Annotated in this window: 17 protein-coding genes; 9 read left to right on the forward strand and 8 right to left on the reverse strand. The window is 60.7% G+C overall.

Annotation, left to right across the window (positions count from 1 at the left end):
* Positions 1 to 89: 89 nt before the first annotated feature.
* Both V6F91_RS02675 and V6F91_RS02680 read right to left on the reverse strand, forming a co-directional pair.
* The gene (locus V6F91_RS02675; RefSeq protein WP_332762117.1) at positions 90 to 686 is read right to left on the reverse strand and encodes a tRNA-uridine aminocarboxypropyltransferase; all 597 of its coding nucleotides are present in this window, start codon (positions 684 to 686) and stop codon (positions 90 to 92) included.
* A gap of 6 nt (positions 687 to 692) precedes the next feature.
* A complete protein-coding gene (locus V6F91_RS02680) occupies positions 693 to 1,586 on the reverse strand; it encodes a LysR family transcriptional regulator (protein WP_090282283.1) in 894 nt (297 codons plus the stop codon).
* Positions 1,587 to 1,981: 395 nt separating this feature from the next.
* On the opposite strand from V6F91_RS02680, the gene speB reads away from it, so the two are divergent.
* The 4 genes from speB (at position 1,982) to V6F91_RS02700 (ending at position 6,464) form a co-directional block, all read left to right on the forward strand.
* Positions 1,982 to 2,932, forward strand: coding sequence for an agmatinase (speB, locus tag V6F91_RS02685; protein ID WP_003222717.1), 951 nt, complete (start codon positions 1,982 to 1,984; stop codon positions 2,930 to 2,932).
* 10 nt (positions 2,933 to 2,942) lie between these two features.
* Positions 2,943 to 3,365: a YybH family protein gene (locus tag V6F91_RS02690; RefSeq protein WP_332762119.1), complete on the forward strand. Its 423-nt coding sequence runs from the start codon at positions 2,943 to 2,945 to the stop codon at positions 3,363 to 3,365.
* A 51-nt stretch (positions 3,366 to 3,416) separates the two neighbouring features.
* Positions 3,417 to 4,928, forward strand: a complete 1,512-nt coding sequence (locus V6F91_RS02695; RefSeq protein ID WP_332762120.1) for a cytosine permease — start codon at positions 3,417 to 3,419, stop codon at positions 4,926 to 4,928.
* Between the two features lie 156 nt (positions 4,929 to 5,084).
* The gene (locus tag V6F91_RS02700) at positions 5,085 to 6,464 is read left to right on the forward strand and encodes a sodium:solute symporter (RefSeq protein ID WP_332762122.1); all 1,380 of its coding nucleotides are present in this window, start codon (positions 5,085 to 5,087) and stop codon (positions 6,462 to 6,464) included.
* Positions 6,465 to 6,633: 169 nt separating this feature from the next.
* Here the strand turns inward: V6F91_RS02700 and V6F91_RS02705 are convergent, their stop codons facing one another.
* On the reverse strand, positions 6,634 to 6,762 hold the full coding sequence (locus V6F91_RS02705; protein ID WP_003198971.1) for a PA1414 family protein: 129 nt from the start codon (positions 6,760 to 6,762) through the stop codon (positions 6,634 to 6,636).
* A gap of 142 nt (positions 6,763 to 6,904) precedes the next feature.
* A complete protein-coding gene (gene ptrR / locus V6F91_RS02710) occupies positions 6,905 to 7,798 on the reverse strand; it encodes a putrescine utilization regulator PtrR (protein WP_332762130.1) in 894 nt (297 codons plus the stop codon).
* Between the two features lie 104 nt (positions 7,799 to 7,902).
* On the opposite strand from ptrR, the gene V6F91_RS02715 reads away from it, so the two are divergent.
* On the forward strand, positions 7,903 to 9,084 hold the full coding sequence (locus V6F91_RS02715; RefSeq protein WP_332762132.1) for an MFS transporter: 1,182 nt from the start codon (positions 7,903 to 7,905) through the stop codon (positions 9,082 to 9,084).
* Here the strand turns inward: V6F91_RS02715 and V6F91_RS02720 are convergent.
* The 3 genes from V6F91_RS02720 to V6F91_RS02730 form a co-directional block, all read right to left on the reverse strand.
* Positions 9,029 to 9,961, reverse strand: a complete 933-nt coding sequence (locus V6F91_RS02720; protein WP_332762134.1) for a DMT family transporter — start codon at positions 9,959 to 9,961, stop codon at positions 9,029 to 9,031. The two genes, V6F91_RS02715 and V6F91_RS02720, sit on opposite strands and share 56 nt — an antisense overlap.
* 242 nt (positions 9,962 to 10,203) lie before the next feature.
* On the reverse strand, positions 10,204 to 10,608 hold the full coding sequence (locus tag V6F91_RS02725; RefSeq protein ID WP_332762136.1) for a DUF2177 family protein: 405 nt from the start codon (positions 10,606 to 10,608) through the stop codon (positions 10,204 to 10,206).
* Between the two features lie 45 nt (positions 10,609 to 10,653).
* Entirely contained in the window at positions 10,654 to 11,490 is an 837-nt protein-coding gene (locus tag V6F91_RS02730) for a CvfB family protein (protein WP_090282275.1), read from the reverse strand.
* A 340-nt stretch (positions 11,491 to 11,830) separates the two neighbouring features.
* Here V6F91_RS02730 and V6F91_RS02735 point away from each other — a divergent pair, with 340 nt between their 5' ends.
* From V6F91_RS02735 to V6F91_RS02745, 3 genes are all read left to right on the forward strand, one after another.
* Positions 11,831 to 12,019 carry a hypothetical protein gene (locus tag V6F91_RS02735; protein ID WP_016985943.1) on the forward strand — a complete coding sequence of 63 codons (189 nt, stop codon included), beginning with the start codon at positions 11,831 to 11,833 and terminating at the stop codon, positions 12,017 to 12,019.
* Positions 12,020 to 12,222: 203 nt separating this feature from the next.
* A complete protein-coding gene (locus tag V6F91_RS02740; protein ID WP_332762139.1) occupies positions 12,223 to 12,939 on the forward strand; it encodes a TorF family putative porin in 717 nt (238 codons plus the stop codon).
* 77 nt (positions 12,940 to 13,016) lie between these two features.
* Entirely contained in the window at positions 13,017 to 13,886 is an 870-nt protein-coding gene (locus V6F91_RS02745; RefSeq protein WP_332762141.1) for a DUF6279 family lipoprotein, read from the forward strand.
* 123 nt (positions 13,887 to 14,009) lie between these two features.
* Here V6F91_RS02745 and V6F91_RS02750 read toward each other — a convergent pair whose 3' ends face one another.
* Positions 14,010 to 14,402, reverse strand: a complete 393-nt coding sequence (locus V6F91_RS02750) for a transcriptional regulator (RefSeq protein ID WP_090282272.1) — start codon at positions 14,400 to 14,402, stop codon at positions 14,010 to 14,012.
* Between the two features lie 174 nt (positions 14,403 to 14,576).
* On the opposite strand from V6F91_RS02750, the gene V6F91_RS02755 reads away from it, so the two are divergent.
* Positions 14,577 to 15,311: a thioredoxin family protein gene (locus tag V6F91_RS02755; RefSeq protein ID WP_332762142.1), complete on the forward strand. Its 735-nt coding sequence runs from the start codon at positions 14,577 to 14,579 to the stop codon at positions 15,309 to 15,311.
* Positions 15,312 to 15,322 lie beyond the last annotated feature (11 nt).

A 15,322-nucleotide genomic window follows, 5' to 3' on the forward strand; every position in this document is an offset into this window, starting at 1 on the left:
CGCCTTCGCGAGCAGGTTCGCTCCCACAGGTGGAATGCGTTCCAAGGTGGGAGCGAGCCTGCTCGCGAAGAGGACGGCACTGACAATGATCATCTGTCGCCATGATTACGCTGGAAGGTCTCCTCCCCCATCGCCGCAATCTGCCCTTCGATCAATGCTTCGAATGGCTTGAGCAACGGCTCGAATGTCGCCGGCGCTTCAAGCGTTTGAAGCGCCTGCACAATTGCCTCGATAGTCGACAACGCTCCCGGCCCCGGTGCCTTGCGCAAGCGATAACGCGACACCCCGCCCTCAGCCAAAGTCACCCGTGGCAATGCTGCCAGCAACGGATTGAGGTGCAACATCTTGCGCGCCTTGCGCCAGGTACCATCTGGCACGACGAGCAACAACGGTTCGTCAGTCGGCGCGTAAGCCTGCAGCGGCTGCGCATCATCAGCCGGAAACAACAGCCGCGCCTGATAGCCCGGCCGGTTCAACAGTGTCGGCAAATCCTCGAACAATTCGCCGACGATCAACTCGGCATTGCTCAGACCGAGCGCCGCCAGCCGCGCGGTATTCAGCGCATGGTTGACCTCGCTCGGATGCTGCAACAGCAACACTCGGGTGCGACTGTCGAGGCTGGGGATCAGCGGACACAGGCAGTGGGTTTGAGGGCGCAGGCAGCGTGGGCATTGTGCTCGGGACATGACGGGTTACGCCTGATTCAACTGGGCTTTGAGCAAATCGCGAAAGGTCTGGATCAGCGGCTCGCGACTGCGGCCACGGCGCATGATCATCGAAAACGGCGCCTGATAACCGAAGGTGGCCGGCAGCAAAACGCGCAAGTCGCCCTTGTCGGCCCAGGCTTGGGCGTAATGTTCCGGCAAGTAACCGATGTAAGCACCGGAGAGCACCAGAATCAGCTGCGCTTCCATACTTTCCACGGTCGCGGCGCTGTGTTTGAAACCGTGCCGCGCCAGTTCGGCCTGGCTCCAGTAACCACGCCCGACCATGCGCTGCTGGGTGATGACCTGCTCGGGAATGCGCCGCTCGTTGAACAGCGGATGGCGACTGCTGCAATACAGCCAGTGCTGCTCGCGGTACAGCGGCATGTAGACCAGCCCGCTCATGCGCGTGGAAAACGCGCCGATGGCCAGATCGAGACGGTTGTCCTGCACGCCGAGCTGCAGTTCATACGGACTCATCACTGACAAATGCAAATGCACCGCCGGGTGCTCCTGGCTGTAGGCGCCGATGGCTTCAGCGAAGGGCAAGGCCTTGTCGCTGACGGTGGAGTCGATCACCCCGAGATTGAGGGTGCCGCGCAGTTCGCCTTTGAGCGCGGCGGCGTATTGCTCGAAGCCCTCGAGTTCACCGAGCAGGCGCAGGGTTTCCTGATGGAACAGCTCGCCCTTGCTGGTCAGGCTGAACCCGCCCCGCCCGCGATGACACAGCACCAGGCCGAGCGCCGCTTCGAGCTGGCTCATGTAGGTGCTGATCGCCGAGGTCGACAGGTTGAGTTCCTGCTGCGCATTGGCGAAACCCTGATGACGCACGACGCTGACGAAGATGCGCAACAGTTTCAGGTCAGGTAAAGCGTTAGCCATTGGTACTCCGGGCGTAAGAAATGTGTCGCCTGTTGAATTCCCCTCACCCCAGCCCTCTCCCGGAGGGAGAGGGAGCTGATCTCCATGGCTTTCAGATCCTGAGTTCGGCTCGGTATTTCAGGTCGATGCACATCTTGAGCGCACCGCGGTCGGCTCCCTCTCCTGTGGGAGAGGGCTGGGGTGAGGGCCGGCAATCCCCCAGCCGATCACAATCCTGAACCCGCCAAAGTCTAATCCCACCGCCTCCATTAGTTTAGAAAAATCTGAACTAAGTTTTTGCCCGTAGCGATTCTTCCCCACCACTACATTTCGCATCATCGCCTCCACAGCGGCGTCCGAACCCGTATTCATCGGCGCGCCGACATAAATAAAACAAAGACGATGAGGCCCTACCCGTGGACAAGATTCTTCACCAACCACTGGGCGGCAACGAAATGCCGCGCTTCGGCGGCATCGCCACCATGCTCCGACTCCCCCATGTACCGACCGCTGCCGGTCTGGACGCTGCCTTCGTTGGCGTGCCCCTGGACATCGGCACTTCGCTGCGCCCCGGCACTCGCTTCGGGCCGCGCGACATCCGCACCGAATCGGTGATGATCCGCCCGTACAACATGGCCACCGGCGCCGCGCCGTTCGACTCGCTGTCGGTTGCCGATATCGGTGACGTGGCGATCAACACCTTCAACCTGCTCGACGCCGTGCGCATCATCGAAGAAGCCTACGACAACATCCTCGAGCATAACGTCATCCCAATGACCCTGGGCGGCGACCACACCATCACCCTGCCGATCCTGCGTGCGATTCATAAAAAGCACGGCAAGGTCGGCCTGGTGCATATCGATGCCCACGCCGATGTGAACGATCACATGTTCGGCGAGAAAATCGCCCACGGCACCACCTTCCGCCGCGCCGTCGAAGAAGGCCTGCTGGACTGCGACCGCGTGGTGCAGATCGGTTTGCGTGCACAGGGTTACACCGCTGATGACTTCAACTGGAGCCGCGATCAGGGTTTCCGCGTGGTCCAGGCTGAAGAGTGCTGGCACAAGTCGCTGGCACCGCTGATGGCGGAAGTGCGCGAGAAAGTCGGCGGCGGTCCGGTGTATTTGAGCTTCGATATCGACGGCATCGACCCGGCCTGGGCGCCCGGCACCGGCACCCCGGAAATCGGCGGTCTGACCACCATTCAGGCGATTGAAATCGTCCGCGGTTGCCAGGGTCTCGACCTGATCGGTTGCGATCTGGTAGAAGTCTCGCCCGCTTATGACACCACCGGCAACACCTCGCTGCTGGCCGCCAACCTGCTGTACGAAATGCTCTGCGTACTGCCTGGCGTGGTCCATCGCTGAGGGTCGGGTCATGAACGCACGTGATCAGGTTCTACACGCGGCCGCCGAATTGGTCGCCGCGTTCGCCCGTAACGACCGCGAAGCCTACTTCGGCGCGTTCAGCGCCGATGCGAGTTTCGTGTTTTACACCCTCGAACAGCCACTGCTGTCGCGCGACGCGTATCAGGCGTTGTGGGACCGCTGGCGCAGCGAGGATGGCTTCGAGGTGCTGTCGTGCACCTCGAGCAACGCCTTTGTCAGCCTGCAGGGTGACGTGGCGATTTTCATTCATGACGTGGCCACCGAGCTGCGCATGCAAGGGGAGCAACACTTCAGCCAGGAGCGCGAGACGATTGTGTTCAAAAAACACGCGTCGAGCCTAGAACAACAAGGCCTATGGCTGGCCTGTCACGAACATTTGTCCGCAATGCCGGAAGGGCTGCCATCCCCTTAGCCAATGGTGACGCTCACGCACGATGAGCGCGCCTGATGATCGGAGCAGATCATGAATAACAACAACAACGAAAAAAGCCTTAGCAGCATCGAAACCAACGGGGTCGAACAGATCCCGGATCATGAGCGCGACGCCCGGCCCAGCGACCTGTTTCGCTTGATCTTCGGCGGCGCCAACACTTTTGCCACTGCGGTGCTGGGCAGTTTTCCGGTGCTGTTTGGTCTGTCGTTTCAGGCCGGCGTCTGGGCGATTGTCCTGGGTGTGGTGGTCGGCGCGCTGATTCTCGCGCCGATGGGCCTGTTCGGCCCGCTCAACGGCACCAACAACGCCGTGTCTTCCGGTGCGCACTTCGGCGTGCACGGGCGGATCGTCGGCTCCTTCCTGTCATTGCTGACCGCGATAGCATTCTTCTCACTGTCGGTGTGGAGTTCAGGTGACGCGCTGGTCGGCGGCGCCAAACGCCTGCTCGATCTGCCGGAAACCGACTTGACCCTGGGCCTGGCCTACGGCTTGTTCGCGCTGCTGGTGCTGACCGTATGCATCTACGGCTTCCGCTTCATGCTCTGGGTCAACCGCATTGCGGTGTGGGCCGCGAGCCTGTTGTTCCTGCTCGGCATCTTTGCCTTTGCACCAGCCTTCGACAGCCAGTACGCCGGCAGCGTCGCGCTCGGTCAGGCCGGTTTCTGGGCAGCGTTTATTGGCGCAGCGCTGGTGGCGATGAGCAATCCGATTTCCTTCGGTGCGTTCCTCGGCGACTGGTCGCGCTACATCCCGCGGGCAACGCCGAAGGGCCAGATCATGCTGGCGGTGATCGCGGCGCAGCTGGCGACGTTGATTCCGTTCCTGTTCGGCCTCGCCACCGCGACCATCGTGGCGATCAAGGCCCCCGACTACATCGCTGCGAACAACTATGTCGGCGGCTTGCTGGCGGTGTCGCCGAGCTGGTTCTTCCTGCCGGTGTGCCTGATTGCGGTGATCGGTGGCATGTCCACCGGCACCACTTCGCTGTATGGCACCGGGCTGGACATGTCCAGCGTGTTCCCGCGTGTGCTGTCGCGGGTCAAGGCGACGCTGCTGATCGGCGTGCTGTCGATTGCCTTCATCTTTATCGGCCGTTTCGCCGCCAACCTGGTGCAGAGCGTGTCGACCTTCGCCGTGCTGATCATCACCTGCACCACGCCCTGGATGGTGATCATGATCATCGGCCTGGTGGTGCGCCGCGGCTTTTATTGCCCGGACGACCTGCAAGTGTTCACCCGTGGCGAACAGGGCGGGCGCTACTGGTTCAGCCACGGCTGGAACTGGCGCGGTCTGGGTGCATGGATCCCGAGCGCGGCGGTCGGCCTGTGCTTCGTCAACCTGCCGGGGCAGTTCGTCGGCCCGCTCGGCGAACTGGCCGGCGGCATCGACATCAGCCTGCCGGTGACCCTGGGCCTGGCGTCGGTGGTGTACCTGACATTGCTCAAACTGTTCCCGGAACCGCGCGAAGTGTTCGGGCCGACCGATGTGCGCAGCCAAAGCATGGAGACGCCGGCCAAAGCGCCGTTGCGCCAGGCTGCCTGATCTAACACAAAACCCTGTGGGAGCGAGCTTGCTCGCGAAAGCGGTCTGTCAGTCACATGAACATTGAATGTGCCGCAGCCTTCGCGAGCAAGCTCGCTCCCACAGAGAGATTCGCCTTAGCCTCACCATAAAAAAGACAATCGGAGACTCGCCATCATGGCTTTGGATTTATTCGTCGTACTCCTCTACGCCGCCGCGATGCTGATACTCGGCTACTACGGCATGCGCAAGGCCAAGACTCACGAGGATTACCTGGTCGCCGGGCGTAACCTGGGGCCGTCGCTGTACATGGGCACCATGGCCGCGACCGTTCTGGGTGGCGCGTCCACCGTCGGCACCGTGCGGCTGGGTTACGTGCATGGCATCTCCGGGTTCTGGCTGTGTGCGGCACTGGGTTGCGGGATCGTCGCGCTGAACCTGTTCCTCGCCAAACCGCTGCTGAAACTCAAGGTGTTCACCGTCACCCAGGTGCTGGAGAAGCGCTACAACCCGATGGCCCGCACCGCCAGCGCAACCATCATGCTCGCTTACGCGCTGATGATCGGCGTGACCTCGATCCTGGCGATCGGCACCGTGCTGCAAGTGCTGTTCGGTCTGCCGTTCTGGATTTCGGTGTTGCTGGGAGGCGGTATCGTGGTGATCTATTCGACGATTGGCGGCATGTGGTCGCTGACCCTGACCGACATCGTCCAGTTCGGCATCCAGACCGTCGGCCTGATGTTCCTGCTGCTGCCGATCTGCCTGTACCGCGTCGGTGGCTGGGATCAACTGGTCGCGCAATTGCCGGCGGCCAGCTTCAACTTCACCAGCATCGGCTGGGACACGATCATCACCTACTTCATGATCTATTTCTTCGGCATCCTTATCGGTCAGGACATCTGGCAGCGGGTGTTCACTGCCAAAAGCGAGAAAGTCGCCAGGTACGCCGGCACCTCGGCCGGGATCTACTGCATCATCTACGGCCTGGTCTGCGCGCTGATCGGCATGGCCGCGCATGTGCTGATTCCGGATCTGGACAACGTCAACAACGCCTTCGCCGCCATCGTCAAAGTCTCGCTGCCGGACGGCATCCGAGGCCTGGTGATCGCTGCTGCACTGGCGGCGATGATGTCCACCGCCAGCGCCGGTTTGCTCGCCGCGTCCACCACGCTGACCGAAGACCTGCTGCCGAAACTGCGCGGCGGCAAACAGTCGAACGTCGCCGTCAGCCGTCTGTTCACCTTGTTGACCGGGGTGGCGGTGCTGGGCATCGCTCTGGTCGTCAATGACGTGATCAGTGCGTTGACTCTGGCTTACAACCTGCTGGTCGGCGGCATGCTGATTCCGCTGATGGGCGCGATTTTCTGGAAGCGTGCCACCACCGCCGGGGCAATCAGCGCCATGACGCTGGGCTTCATCACCGCGCTGGTGTTCATGGTCAAAGACGGCATGGACGCGAACACGCCGATCTATTACAGCCTCGGGGTCAGTCTGGTGAGCTTCGTGCTGGTCAGCCTGTTTTCGCCACGTCCGGCGGCTGTGGCGCCTGCGATTTGAACTTGATGTAACGACTTGATGCTTTCTTCGACGGGTGTGGCGTCGGTTGCCACACCCGTTTTTTTACGTCTGCAAAAAGCGGAAAATCGCAGCCTCCGGCCGCGCCTGCCGATTATTGGCAGGTGCGACCGAAGACTCCGATTTCTCTTAATCTGGAAATTTGAGGGCGTTAACGCCGACGTGGCTGGCGGCGGCGCTGCTCGTCATCGGTGCGAATCGGCACAGGTTGCATTGGCGGTTCGATCAAGCCGAGCGCAACACCCAAATCGTGCAGCCAGTTTTGAATTTTCTCTTTCATCGTTGTGCCCCCTTCAGGGTGGTGCTGAGCGGCCGGAATTCTGAGGCCGCTTCGCACTGATAATAGTCCGAAGTCCTACGCAATGCTCAGCCAAATCCGCAATGATCTGTTACTGAATTGATCAGAGTCCGCCGCCATTGGTTCAGGCTGTTTCGCGAGTCTGCGCCACAGGCGCGGGATAGACAGCCTGCTGCACTTCGATCCAGGCATTCAGATTGGCCCCAAGCATGCCTTTACGCCACATGAGCCACGTTGTCGCACCCACGAACGGCTCGGCCAGCGGATGCACGGCAACACGCTCGCGCCCCGGCAGACTGGCAAGCATCGACTCGGCCATCAGCGCGACGCCGCTGCCGGCAATCACACAGGCGAGCATGCCTTGATACGACTCGATCTCCATGGCACGCCCCATCGCCGCGTGGTAATGGGCGAACCAGGCTTCCAGGCGCATGCGGTACGAACAGCCCTGACGAAAGGTGAACACCGCACGCCCTGCCACATCCAGGGCGGTGCGCACCGGTGGGTGTCCGGGTTCGGTAATCAGCACCAGACGCTCGTCGCAAAGCGGCACGCCGTCGAGCCCGGCCAGCTCCAGCGGGCCGTCGACCAGTGCGGCATCGAGGCGCCCGGTGAGCAAACCTTCCAGCAGCTCGCCGCTCGGCGCCGCCTGCACTTGCAGGTTCACCGCCGGGTATTGCTGGTGATAACGCGCCAGCAATTCCGGCAGATGAATTGCCGCCGTGCTGTACATCGTGCCGAGCACAAAATCCCCGGCCGGCTGCCCGCCCATTACCGCCGCGCTGGCCTGATCGCGCAGTGCGAACAGCTTGGCGGTGTAGTCCAGCAGGACTTTTCCTGCGGGCGACAACTGCAAACGCTGACGCTCACGCACGAACAGTTCGACGCCCAATTGCTCTTCGAGCTGTTTGAGCCGCGTCGACAGGTTCGACGGCACCCGATGCAAGCGCTCGGCGGCGCGGGTGATCGAACCCTCCTCGGCAACGGCCTGAAAGATCCGCAGTTGACTGAACTCCACTACCCTTCTCCAGAACAGAACAAGTTACTCACTATTATTCAATTTTAAAGAAAGTCAATCAGTCCTAGCCTGACGGTCATTGCTCTCTCGACGGAAGCCCGACCATGTCGCCTCTGATTCGCTTATCTGCCTGCTTCGTTGCCCTGATGATCGCCATGGGCATCGGCCGTTTCGCCCTGACCCCGCAAATGCCACACCTGCTCAGCGAAGGCCAGATCGACCTGACGGGTGCCGGCCTGATCGCTGCGGCCAATTACCTGGGTTATCTGCTCGGCGCGGTGGATGCGATGTTCGCGCATCGCCCGTCGCAAGTGCACAGGCGTCTGCACGGCGGCCTGTGGCTGTGCGTGTTGCTGACGCTGGCGTCGTTCTGGGCGGACGGCTTCTGGTCGCACTTGCTGTTGCGCTTCGGCACCGGGATGGCGAGCGCCTGGGTGCTGGTGATGATCACGGCGTTGAGTCAGCCGTTGGCCGCGGCGGCGGGTCGACCACGGCTGGGCGCGCTGGTATTTGCCGGACCGGGGCTGGGGATTTTTCTGACCGGTTTACTGGCTTCGGTCTCACATGGATTGCAGCAGACGTCGGCGACGTTGTGGCTGATTTATGCCGCCGCCGCGCTGGTCATGATGTTGAGCGTCTGGCGCCTGCTGCCGACGCCAGTTGCCACCGTGGCAGTGGCTGCGCCTGCGTCGAGCCCGGCGAATCGCGGCATCGGCAGGCTGGCGCTGGTTTATGCGCTGTATGGGATCGGCTACATCATCCCGGCGACGTTCCTCTCGCAGATGGCCAACGCACAATTTGACGGGCAATGGCAGGCTGATCTGTTCTGGCCGGGCTTCGGTCTGGCGGCGGCGATGGGGGTGTTGCTGGTCAGCCTGCGTCGTCACGATCCGCAGACCACGCGGCATTGGTTGACCGCGACGTTGTGGCTGCAAGCGGGCGGTGTGTTCGCTTGCCAGTTGGGCAGCGGCATCGGCCTCAGCCTGGGCGTGATCCTGTGCGGCACGCCGTTTCTGGCATGCATGCAACTGGTAATGCAGCGCTCAAGGGAATTGGCGCCTCACGCCACTCAGCGCAACGCCGGTTTGCTGACTGCTTGCTTCGCCGTCGGTCAACTCAGCGGCCCCTTGCTGGCGGCGCTGAGCAGCCATTTCAGCGGTGGTCTGCAACCGGCACTGGTGATCGCCGGCTGCGGCTTGCTGATCGCTGGCGGCCTGGCGATGCAGGCGTCTAGCGCTGGCCCAGCGCGCTGCGCAAACGCCGACGCAGCCACTGCTCGGCGCTGACGAAGGTGATGCCGAGCAACACCAGCACGGCGCCGATAATGAAATTTAGCGTCAGTTTTTCGCCAAGCAGCAGCACGCCGAAGGTGACCCCGAACAACGGCGTCATGAACGAAAACACCGCCAGGTTCGCCGCCAGATAGCGACGCAGCAGCCAGAACCAGACCAGATAACTGAAGAACGATACGACCAGTCCCTGGAACAGCACACTGGCGATTGCCACGGTGGTCAGGCTGACGTGGGTGATCTGGCCGCTGAACAGCGCAATCAGCAACAGACCAAGGAAACCGACGATCAACTGATAAAAGAGCGTCAGCGTCACCGGCGCTTCCGACAGCCGCGAGGCGCGCACCACCACCGTGGTCGCGCCCCAACAGGCGCCCGCCAGCACGCCGAACGCATCGCCCAGCAGCATGCGCCGATCGAGGTTGTCCCACGACACACCGCCCGCGAAGGCGATCGCGATGCCGATAAAAGCGAGCAGAATGCCCAGCCATTGCAACGGTCGCAGGCGCTCACTGGCCAGCAGGAAGTGCACACCGAGCGCGGTGAAAATCGGCGCGGTATAGAGGAACACCGACATGTGCGCGGCGGTGGTCAGTTGCAGGCCTTCGGCGATGAACAAAAACTCAAGGCCGAACAGCGCACCGGCCAGCAAGCCGCCACGCCAGGTGCTACCGACCTGACCCCAACCGCCCTTCCAGCAGATCAGCAGGCCGACCAGCAACGCGGAAATCCCCGAACGCGCCGCCGCCTGCATCACCGGAGCGATATCCGCCGCTGCCCACTTGATCAGCACTTGCTGTACACCCCAGATCAGGCACAGGCCGATCATCACTTGCAGGGCAAAACTGTCGGCATTGCGCCGCTCGACACTCACCGCAACACCTCGAACACACACAACATGGGCAGGCCATCCAATGGTCAGAAACAGAATCGGGGATTATTGATCAGGCGCGCGGAAAAAGGCGTCTGGAAAAGACATTAAGTGTTTCTGTGGCGTCAGTGGTGAATGGTTGTCGGCTGCGCCGCCATTCGCGAGCAGGCTCGCTCCCACATTTTGTCCGCATTCCCATGTGGGAGCGAGCCTGCTCGCGAAGAAGCCAAGCCAGACAACTAAATTCAACGATCTGCCTGCACAACCCGGTTCGCCAACAAAAACCCCACCGCACACGCCACCGCCGTGGCGAACGTCCCCCACGCCCAATCCATCAGACTCACCTGCACCGACCAGCCGCGCAACGTCGCCCAGTTGGTCAGGTCGTACGTGCCATACGCCACCAGCCCGAGCAACGCGCCCATTTTCGCCGCGCGTTGCCAAGTGAGGGCCGGCACCACCACAAACACCACGCAGCCAAAAACATACAGGCAATAAAAAACCGCTGCGGGGACCAGCAGCGGTTTATCGAGCATCAGCGGACCGAGCAGTTCGCGGTAGGTCGGCGCCATCAACAGGCCGAGCCAGACGCCGTCGAGCAAAAGGAACGTCAGCAGCGTGGCGACGTAAGCGATCAGCGTTTTTTTCATCGAACCGGTTCCCTGTGTGCCCATGGAGCATGGGCCATCCAGGGCTCAGGTTAGTTCAATGCGATCGGCATGGATAACAATCTTGCCTTCCTTGTACAGCGAACCAATGGCCTTCTTGAAGTTGCCTTTGCTCACACCGAACAGGCTGCTGATCAGCGCCGGGTCGCTCTTGTCGCTGACCGCGAGCGTACCGCTGTTGTCGCGCAACTTTGCGAGAATCTTCGAACTCAGGCTGCTGGCCGCTTCCTGACCCACCGGTTGCAGACTCAGGGCAATCTTGCCGTCGGCACGCACTTCCTTGATGTAGCCCTTCTCGAGCATGCCGGCGCGCATGAACTTGAAGATCTCGTTCTTGTGAATCAGACCCCAGTGCTTGTTGTTGATGATTGCCTTGAAGCCCATGTCGGTGGCTTCGGCAACCAGCAGATCGACTTCCTGGCCCGGGCTGTAGTTGGCCGGGGTCTTGTCGAGGTAGCGATCCAGACGTGCGGTGGCGGTGATGCGGCGGGTGTGCTTGTCGAGGTAGACGTGCACCACGCAGTATTCGCCAGCGGTCATCTGACGTTTTTCTTCGGAGTACGGCAGCAACAGATCCTTGGGCAGGCCCCAGTCGAGGAACACACCGATGCTGTTGACCTCAACAACTTTCAGGCTGGCGAACTCGCCGACCTGGACTTTCGGTTTTTCTGTGGTCGCGAGCAGTTTGTCTTCGCTGTCCAGATAAACAAAAACATTGAGCCAGTCTTCATCTTCGCTGGGAATATCTTTGGGGATATAACGGTTGGGCAAAAGAATTTCGCCGTCGGCACCGCCATCCAGATATAAACCGAAGTTAGTGTGTTTAACCACTTGCAAACTGTTGTAACGCCCGACTAAAGCCATTTTCCAGAACCCTCATTGCGTGGGCGGCATTCTACCCGTTTTTGGCCTGAGCGTCGGGCGACAGATCAGCACGCCACGTTTAATCTGCGCAAGGCCTTGATTGGCTTCGCTGGCAGACGGCCCACATGCCATTCGTCAGACCGACGAGGCCACGCCCGAGTGAATACTCAACGCCTGCGCCAGCTAAATCTTCGTATTTAAAACAGCGAGTTAGGCGTTTATTTCAGAGATCGGAGCGATAATGCTGCAGCGCAGCGGTTGGTTATTCCGAAGGATATTTACCAAGCAATTGTCAAGTTATTCCTGTACGATGCCTGGCCGAGTTACTTTCTACAGGTTAATGGCCGCCATGCGTGTAAAAGCATCCACCAGCAAAGCAAAGCCAGCTCCAGCCGTTGAAACCAGCGAATCGATCAACGATCAGATCGCCGCGTTCCTCAAGTCTGGCGGCGAGATTCAGCAAATTGCCAAAGGCGTCAGCGGCCAGACATTCGGCCCGTCCAAGCAGATCAGCCTGGGCAAGAAGTAATATCCGGTTTTACACCCGTCCAGAGGCGCTTTGAGCTTCGAAGCGCCTGGACTGGCACCGCGCAATTCCCCTCCGCATTAAACAAAAATCCCTGAAATCGACGAACGGCCTTCAATGCCGAGCATTCGCCGGTATCCTTGCACGCGTCTAGATCAAGCGTTTCAGCAGGCGCAGCCCTGCCCTCGCGGTTCATGGAGTGACGCATGCGCCCATCTTCCTGTTTATTGCTCGTCAGCCTTTGCGCCAGCGCGTCCGTGCCTGCGCAAGTGTTTCAGCGTGAACTGGGCGACTTCGACCTCAAGCTCGGCACCACGCCGAGCCGCAGCATGGCCCAAGGCCTGGTCAAACCGGCGGCGGTCGGCTCGTTCCACGGCGGCCTCGATCTGAGCCACGACAGCGGCCTGTACGTCGGCCAGTACGCACCGAGCATGGGCCTGACGCCGGGCAAGGATCTGGAAATCGATTCCTACGTCGGCTTCAAACAACCTTTCGATCAGGTCCTCGGCTACGAAGTCGGCATGATCCACTACAGCTATCCCAGCGTGGACACCCTCGACAGTCAGGAACTGTTTGGCGGCCTGACCCTGCTCGGCAGTCGTTTCGGCGTGGCCCTCAGCAACGACCCGGATAAACAGAACAACACGCTGTTTGCCGACCTCGGCGGCAATCAGCCGTTCGGCATCGGCGTCAGCATGAAATACACCACGCACCAGTTGAACACGCCGGTGGCGGTGGACGGCGGCTACGTCAGCAGTTTCACCGATTGGTCGGTGAAGTTGTCGCGGCCGTTCATGGGCGTCGACCTCGACCTGATCTACAGCAATTCCAGCCTCAGCGGCAACGATTGCTCGGCCTATTCCGGGCACAACAGCCAGTGCGACGGCCTCGTCACCCTGAAAGCCGCACGCGCGTTCTATTGATCGGCTGAACTGCCGCGCGCATCCTGCATCACATAAGAATCAGATTTCCGACGCCAGGCTCTCGCAAGGATTTGCCCATGTCTCGCTGGTTCAAACACATCGCCGCGTTATTGATCTTCACCCTCGCCCTCGGCGCCTGCAGCCGTGTCGGCCTCGCCTACCGCAACCTCGACGTGATCATTCCGTGGACGCTCGGCGATTACCTGGACATGAACGGCGAGCAGAAAGACTGGTTCAACGAACGGCTCAGGGAACATTTGAGCTGGCACTGCACCACGCAATTGCCGGGTTATCTGGATTGGCTCGATCGCCTGCAAGGCATGGTCGAAAGCAATCAGGTCACTGACGCCGCCCTGCAGGAACGCACCGCCGAAGCCAAACAGGCGATCGCCCAAACCGCTCGGGAAATCACACCGTCGGCCATTGAGCTGCTGCAGGGGCTGGATGACAAACAGGTCGCCGAAATGAACGACGCCTTCGCCAAGGACCTGCGCAAGCGCCAGAAGGAATACGTCGTGCCGCCTGTCGCACAACAGATCAAGGAACGCGGCGAGCGCATGGAAAAACGCCTCGGTGACTGGCTCGGCCCACTCAGCGACAAGCAGAAACAACGTGTAGCGCAGTGGTCCGCTGCCTTGGGCGATCAAAATACCCAATGGATCGCCAACCGCGCTCACTGGCAGCAGCAATTCAGCGCCGCCGTGGCGCAGCGCCAAAGCCCCGAGTTCGCCCAACGCATCGAGACGCTGCTGGTCAACCGCGAGCGTCTATGGACGGCGGATTACCGCAAGGCCTACGCCAACACCGAAGCACAGGGCCGCGCGCTGGCGGTGGACCTGATGTCGCAAAGCACGCCGCAGCAGCGCGAGCGCCTGTTGAAGAAGATCGAAGGCGTGCGCAAGGATTTCAATGACCTCAAGTGCCTGAAAGGCACACAGAAACCTTGACTACACCAATGATCCACTGTGGGAGCGAGCCTGCTCGCGAATGCGCTGGGTCAGGAACTGATGTGGCGACTGGTAGACCGCATTCGCGAGCAGGCTCGCTCCCACAAGGGTTTTCACTCGGCCTCAGGCGATTTGCGCCTTGGACGCCACTTCATCAAACGTCAACTCATCCAGCGCATCCTCCTGCTCATCCAGCACCTGACGCGGGTGGTCATTGCCGGGGATGCTGCTGTCAATCAAGCTCAGCAGGCTCGCGCCGCGCGGGGTCAGGACGAAGTTTTCGCCGTTACCACCCTCGTCCTCGGGCCGTGGCTCGATGAAACCGCGTTCCAGCAGCAATTTCTCGTATTGGCACGCCTGCGTTTTCAAATGATCCAGATTTTCCACCGGCTCACCCGACGCCGCCATATTGGCCGCGTGCTCCTCGGCATACGGGCGCGGCGTGAAACTGTGCCCGGCGCTGTTCTGCACTTCATGCAGCAAGCGTTCAATCAAATCCCAGTTGTATGTGGTCATCCTGATTCAACCTCCGGTGCGCATCGGTAATGGTGCGTTCATAGGTTGTGACCGGAGCGGCGCATAGCCGTTCAGCCTCGTTTCCGGCACCGACCGACCGGCGGTCTGTCGATTTGCCCTGCGGTTGAACGACTAGTCTGAAACAGCCGGTTCAACCCCGCAGGAGACATCGCCATGAACGTTGAAAACCATCCGGTGGTATCGCGCAAAGAATGGCTCGCCGCGCGTCAGCAACATCTGGCTCAGGAAAAAGCCTTCACCCGCGAGCGTGACCGCCTCAGCGCCGAGCGTCGCGCGCTGCCTTGGGTCAGAGTCGACAAGGACTACCACTTTCAGGGCCCGAACGGCGAACTGAAGCTCACCGACTTGTTCGGCAAGCACAGCCAGTTGATCGTCTACCACTTCATGTTCGCCAAGGACTGGCAGCAAGGTTGTCAGGGTTGCTCGTTCCTCAGCGACCACATTGACGGCGCCAACCAGCATCTGACCCATCACGATGTCGCCGTGGTTGCCGTGTCTCACGCGCCATTCAGCGAGTTTCAGGATTTCAAAAAACGCATGGGCTGGAAATTCGACTGGGTGTCGTCAGAAGGTTGCGATTTCAACTACGACTACGGCGTCTGCGCACACACGGCCGACGTCGCAGCAGGAACGGCTACCTACAACTACGAAAAAACCGACAGCGCCGAGGAAGAAATGCCCGGGTTGAGCGTGTTTTACCGCAACGACCAAGGCGAGATTTTCCACACTTATTCAACCTATGCCCGCGGCCTCGACATGCTGGTCGGCGCCTACCACTACCTTGATCTCACGCCCAAGGGCCGCAATGAAGACGAGATCATGGAATGGGTGCGGCATCATGATCGTTACGAAGGGGCTACCACCTCCGGTTGCTGCCATGGCAGTTGAGACGGATTCGG

It is taken from the genome of Pseudomonas koreensis (assembly GCF_036668835.1).
In the GTDB taxonomy this organism is placed as follows: domain Bacteria; phylum Pseudomonadota; class Gammaproteobacteria; order Pseudomonadales; family Pseudomonadaceae; genus Aquipseudomonas; species Aquipseudomonas koreensis_I.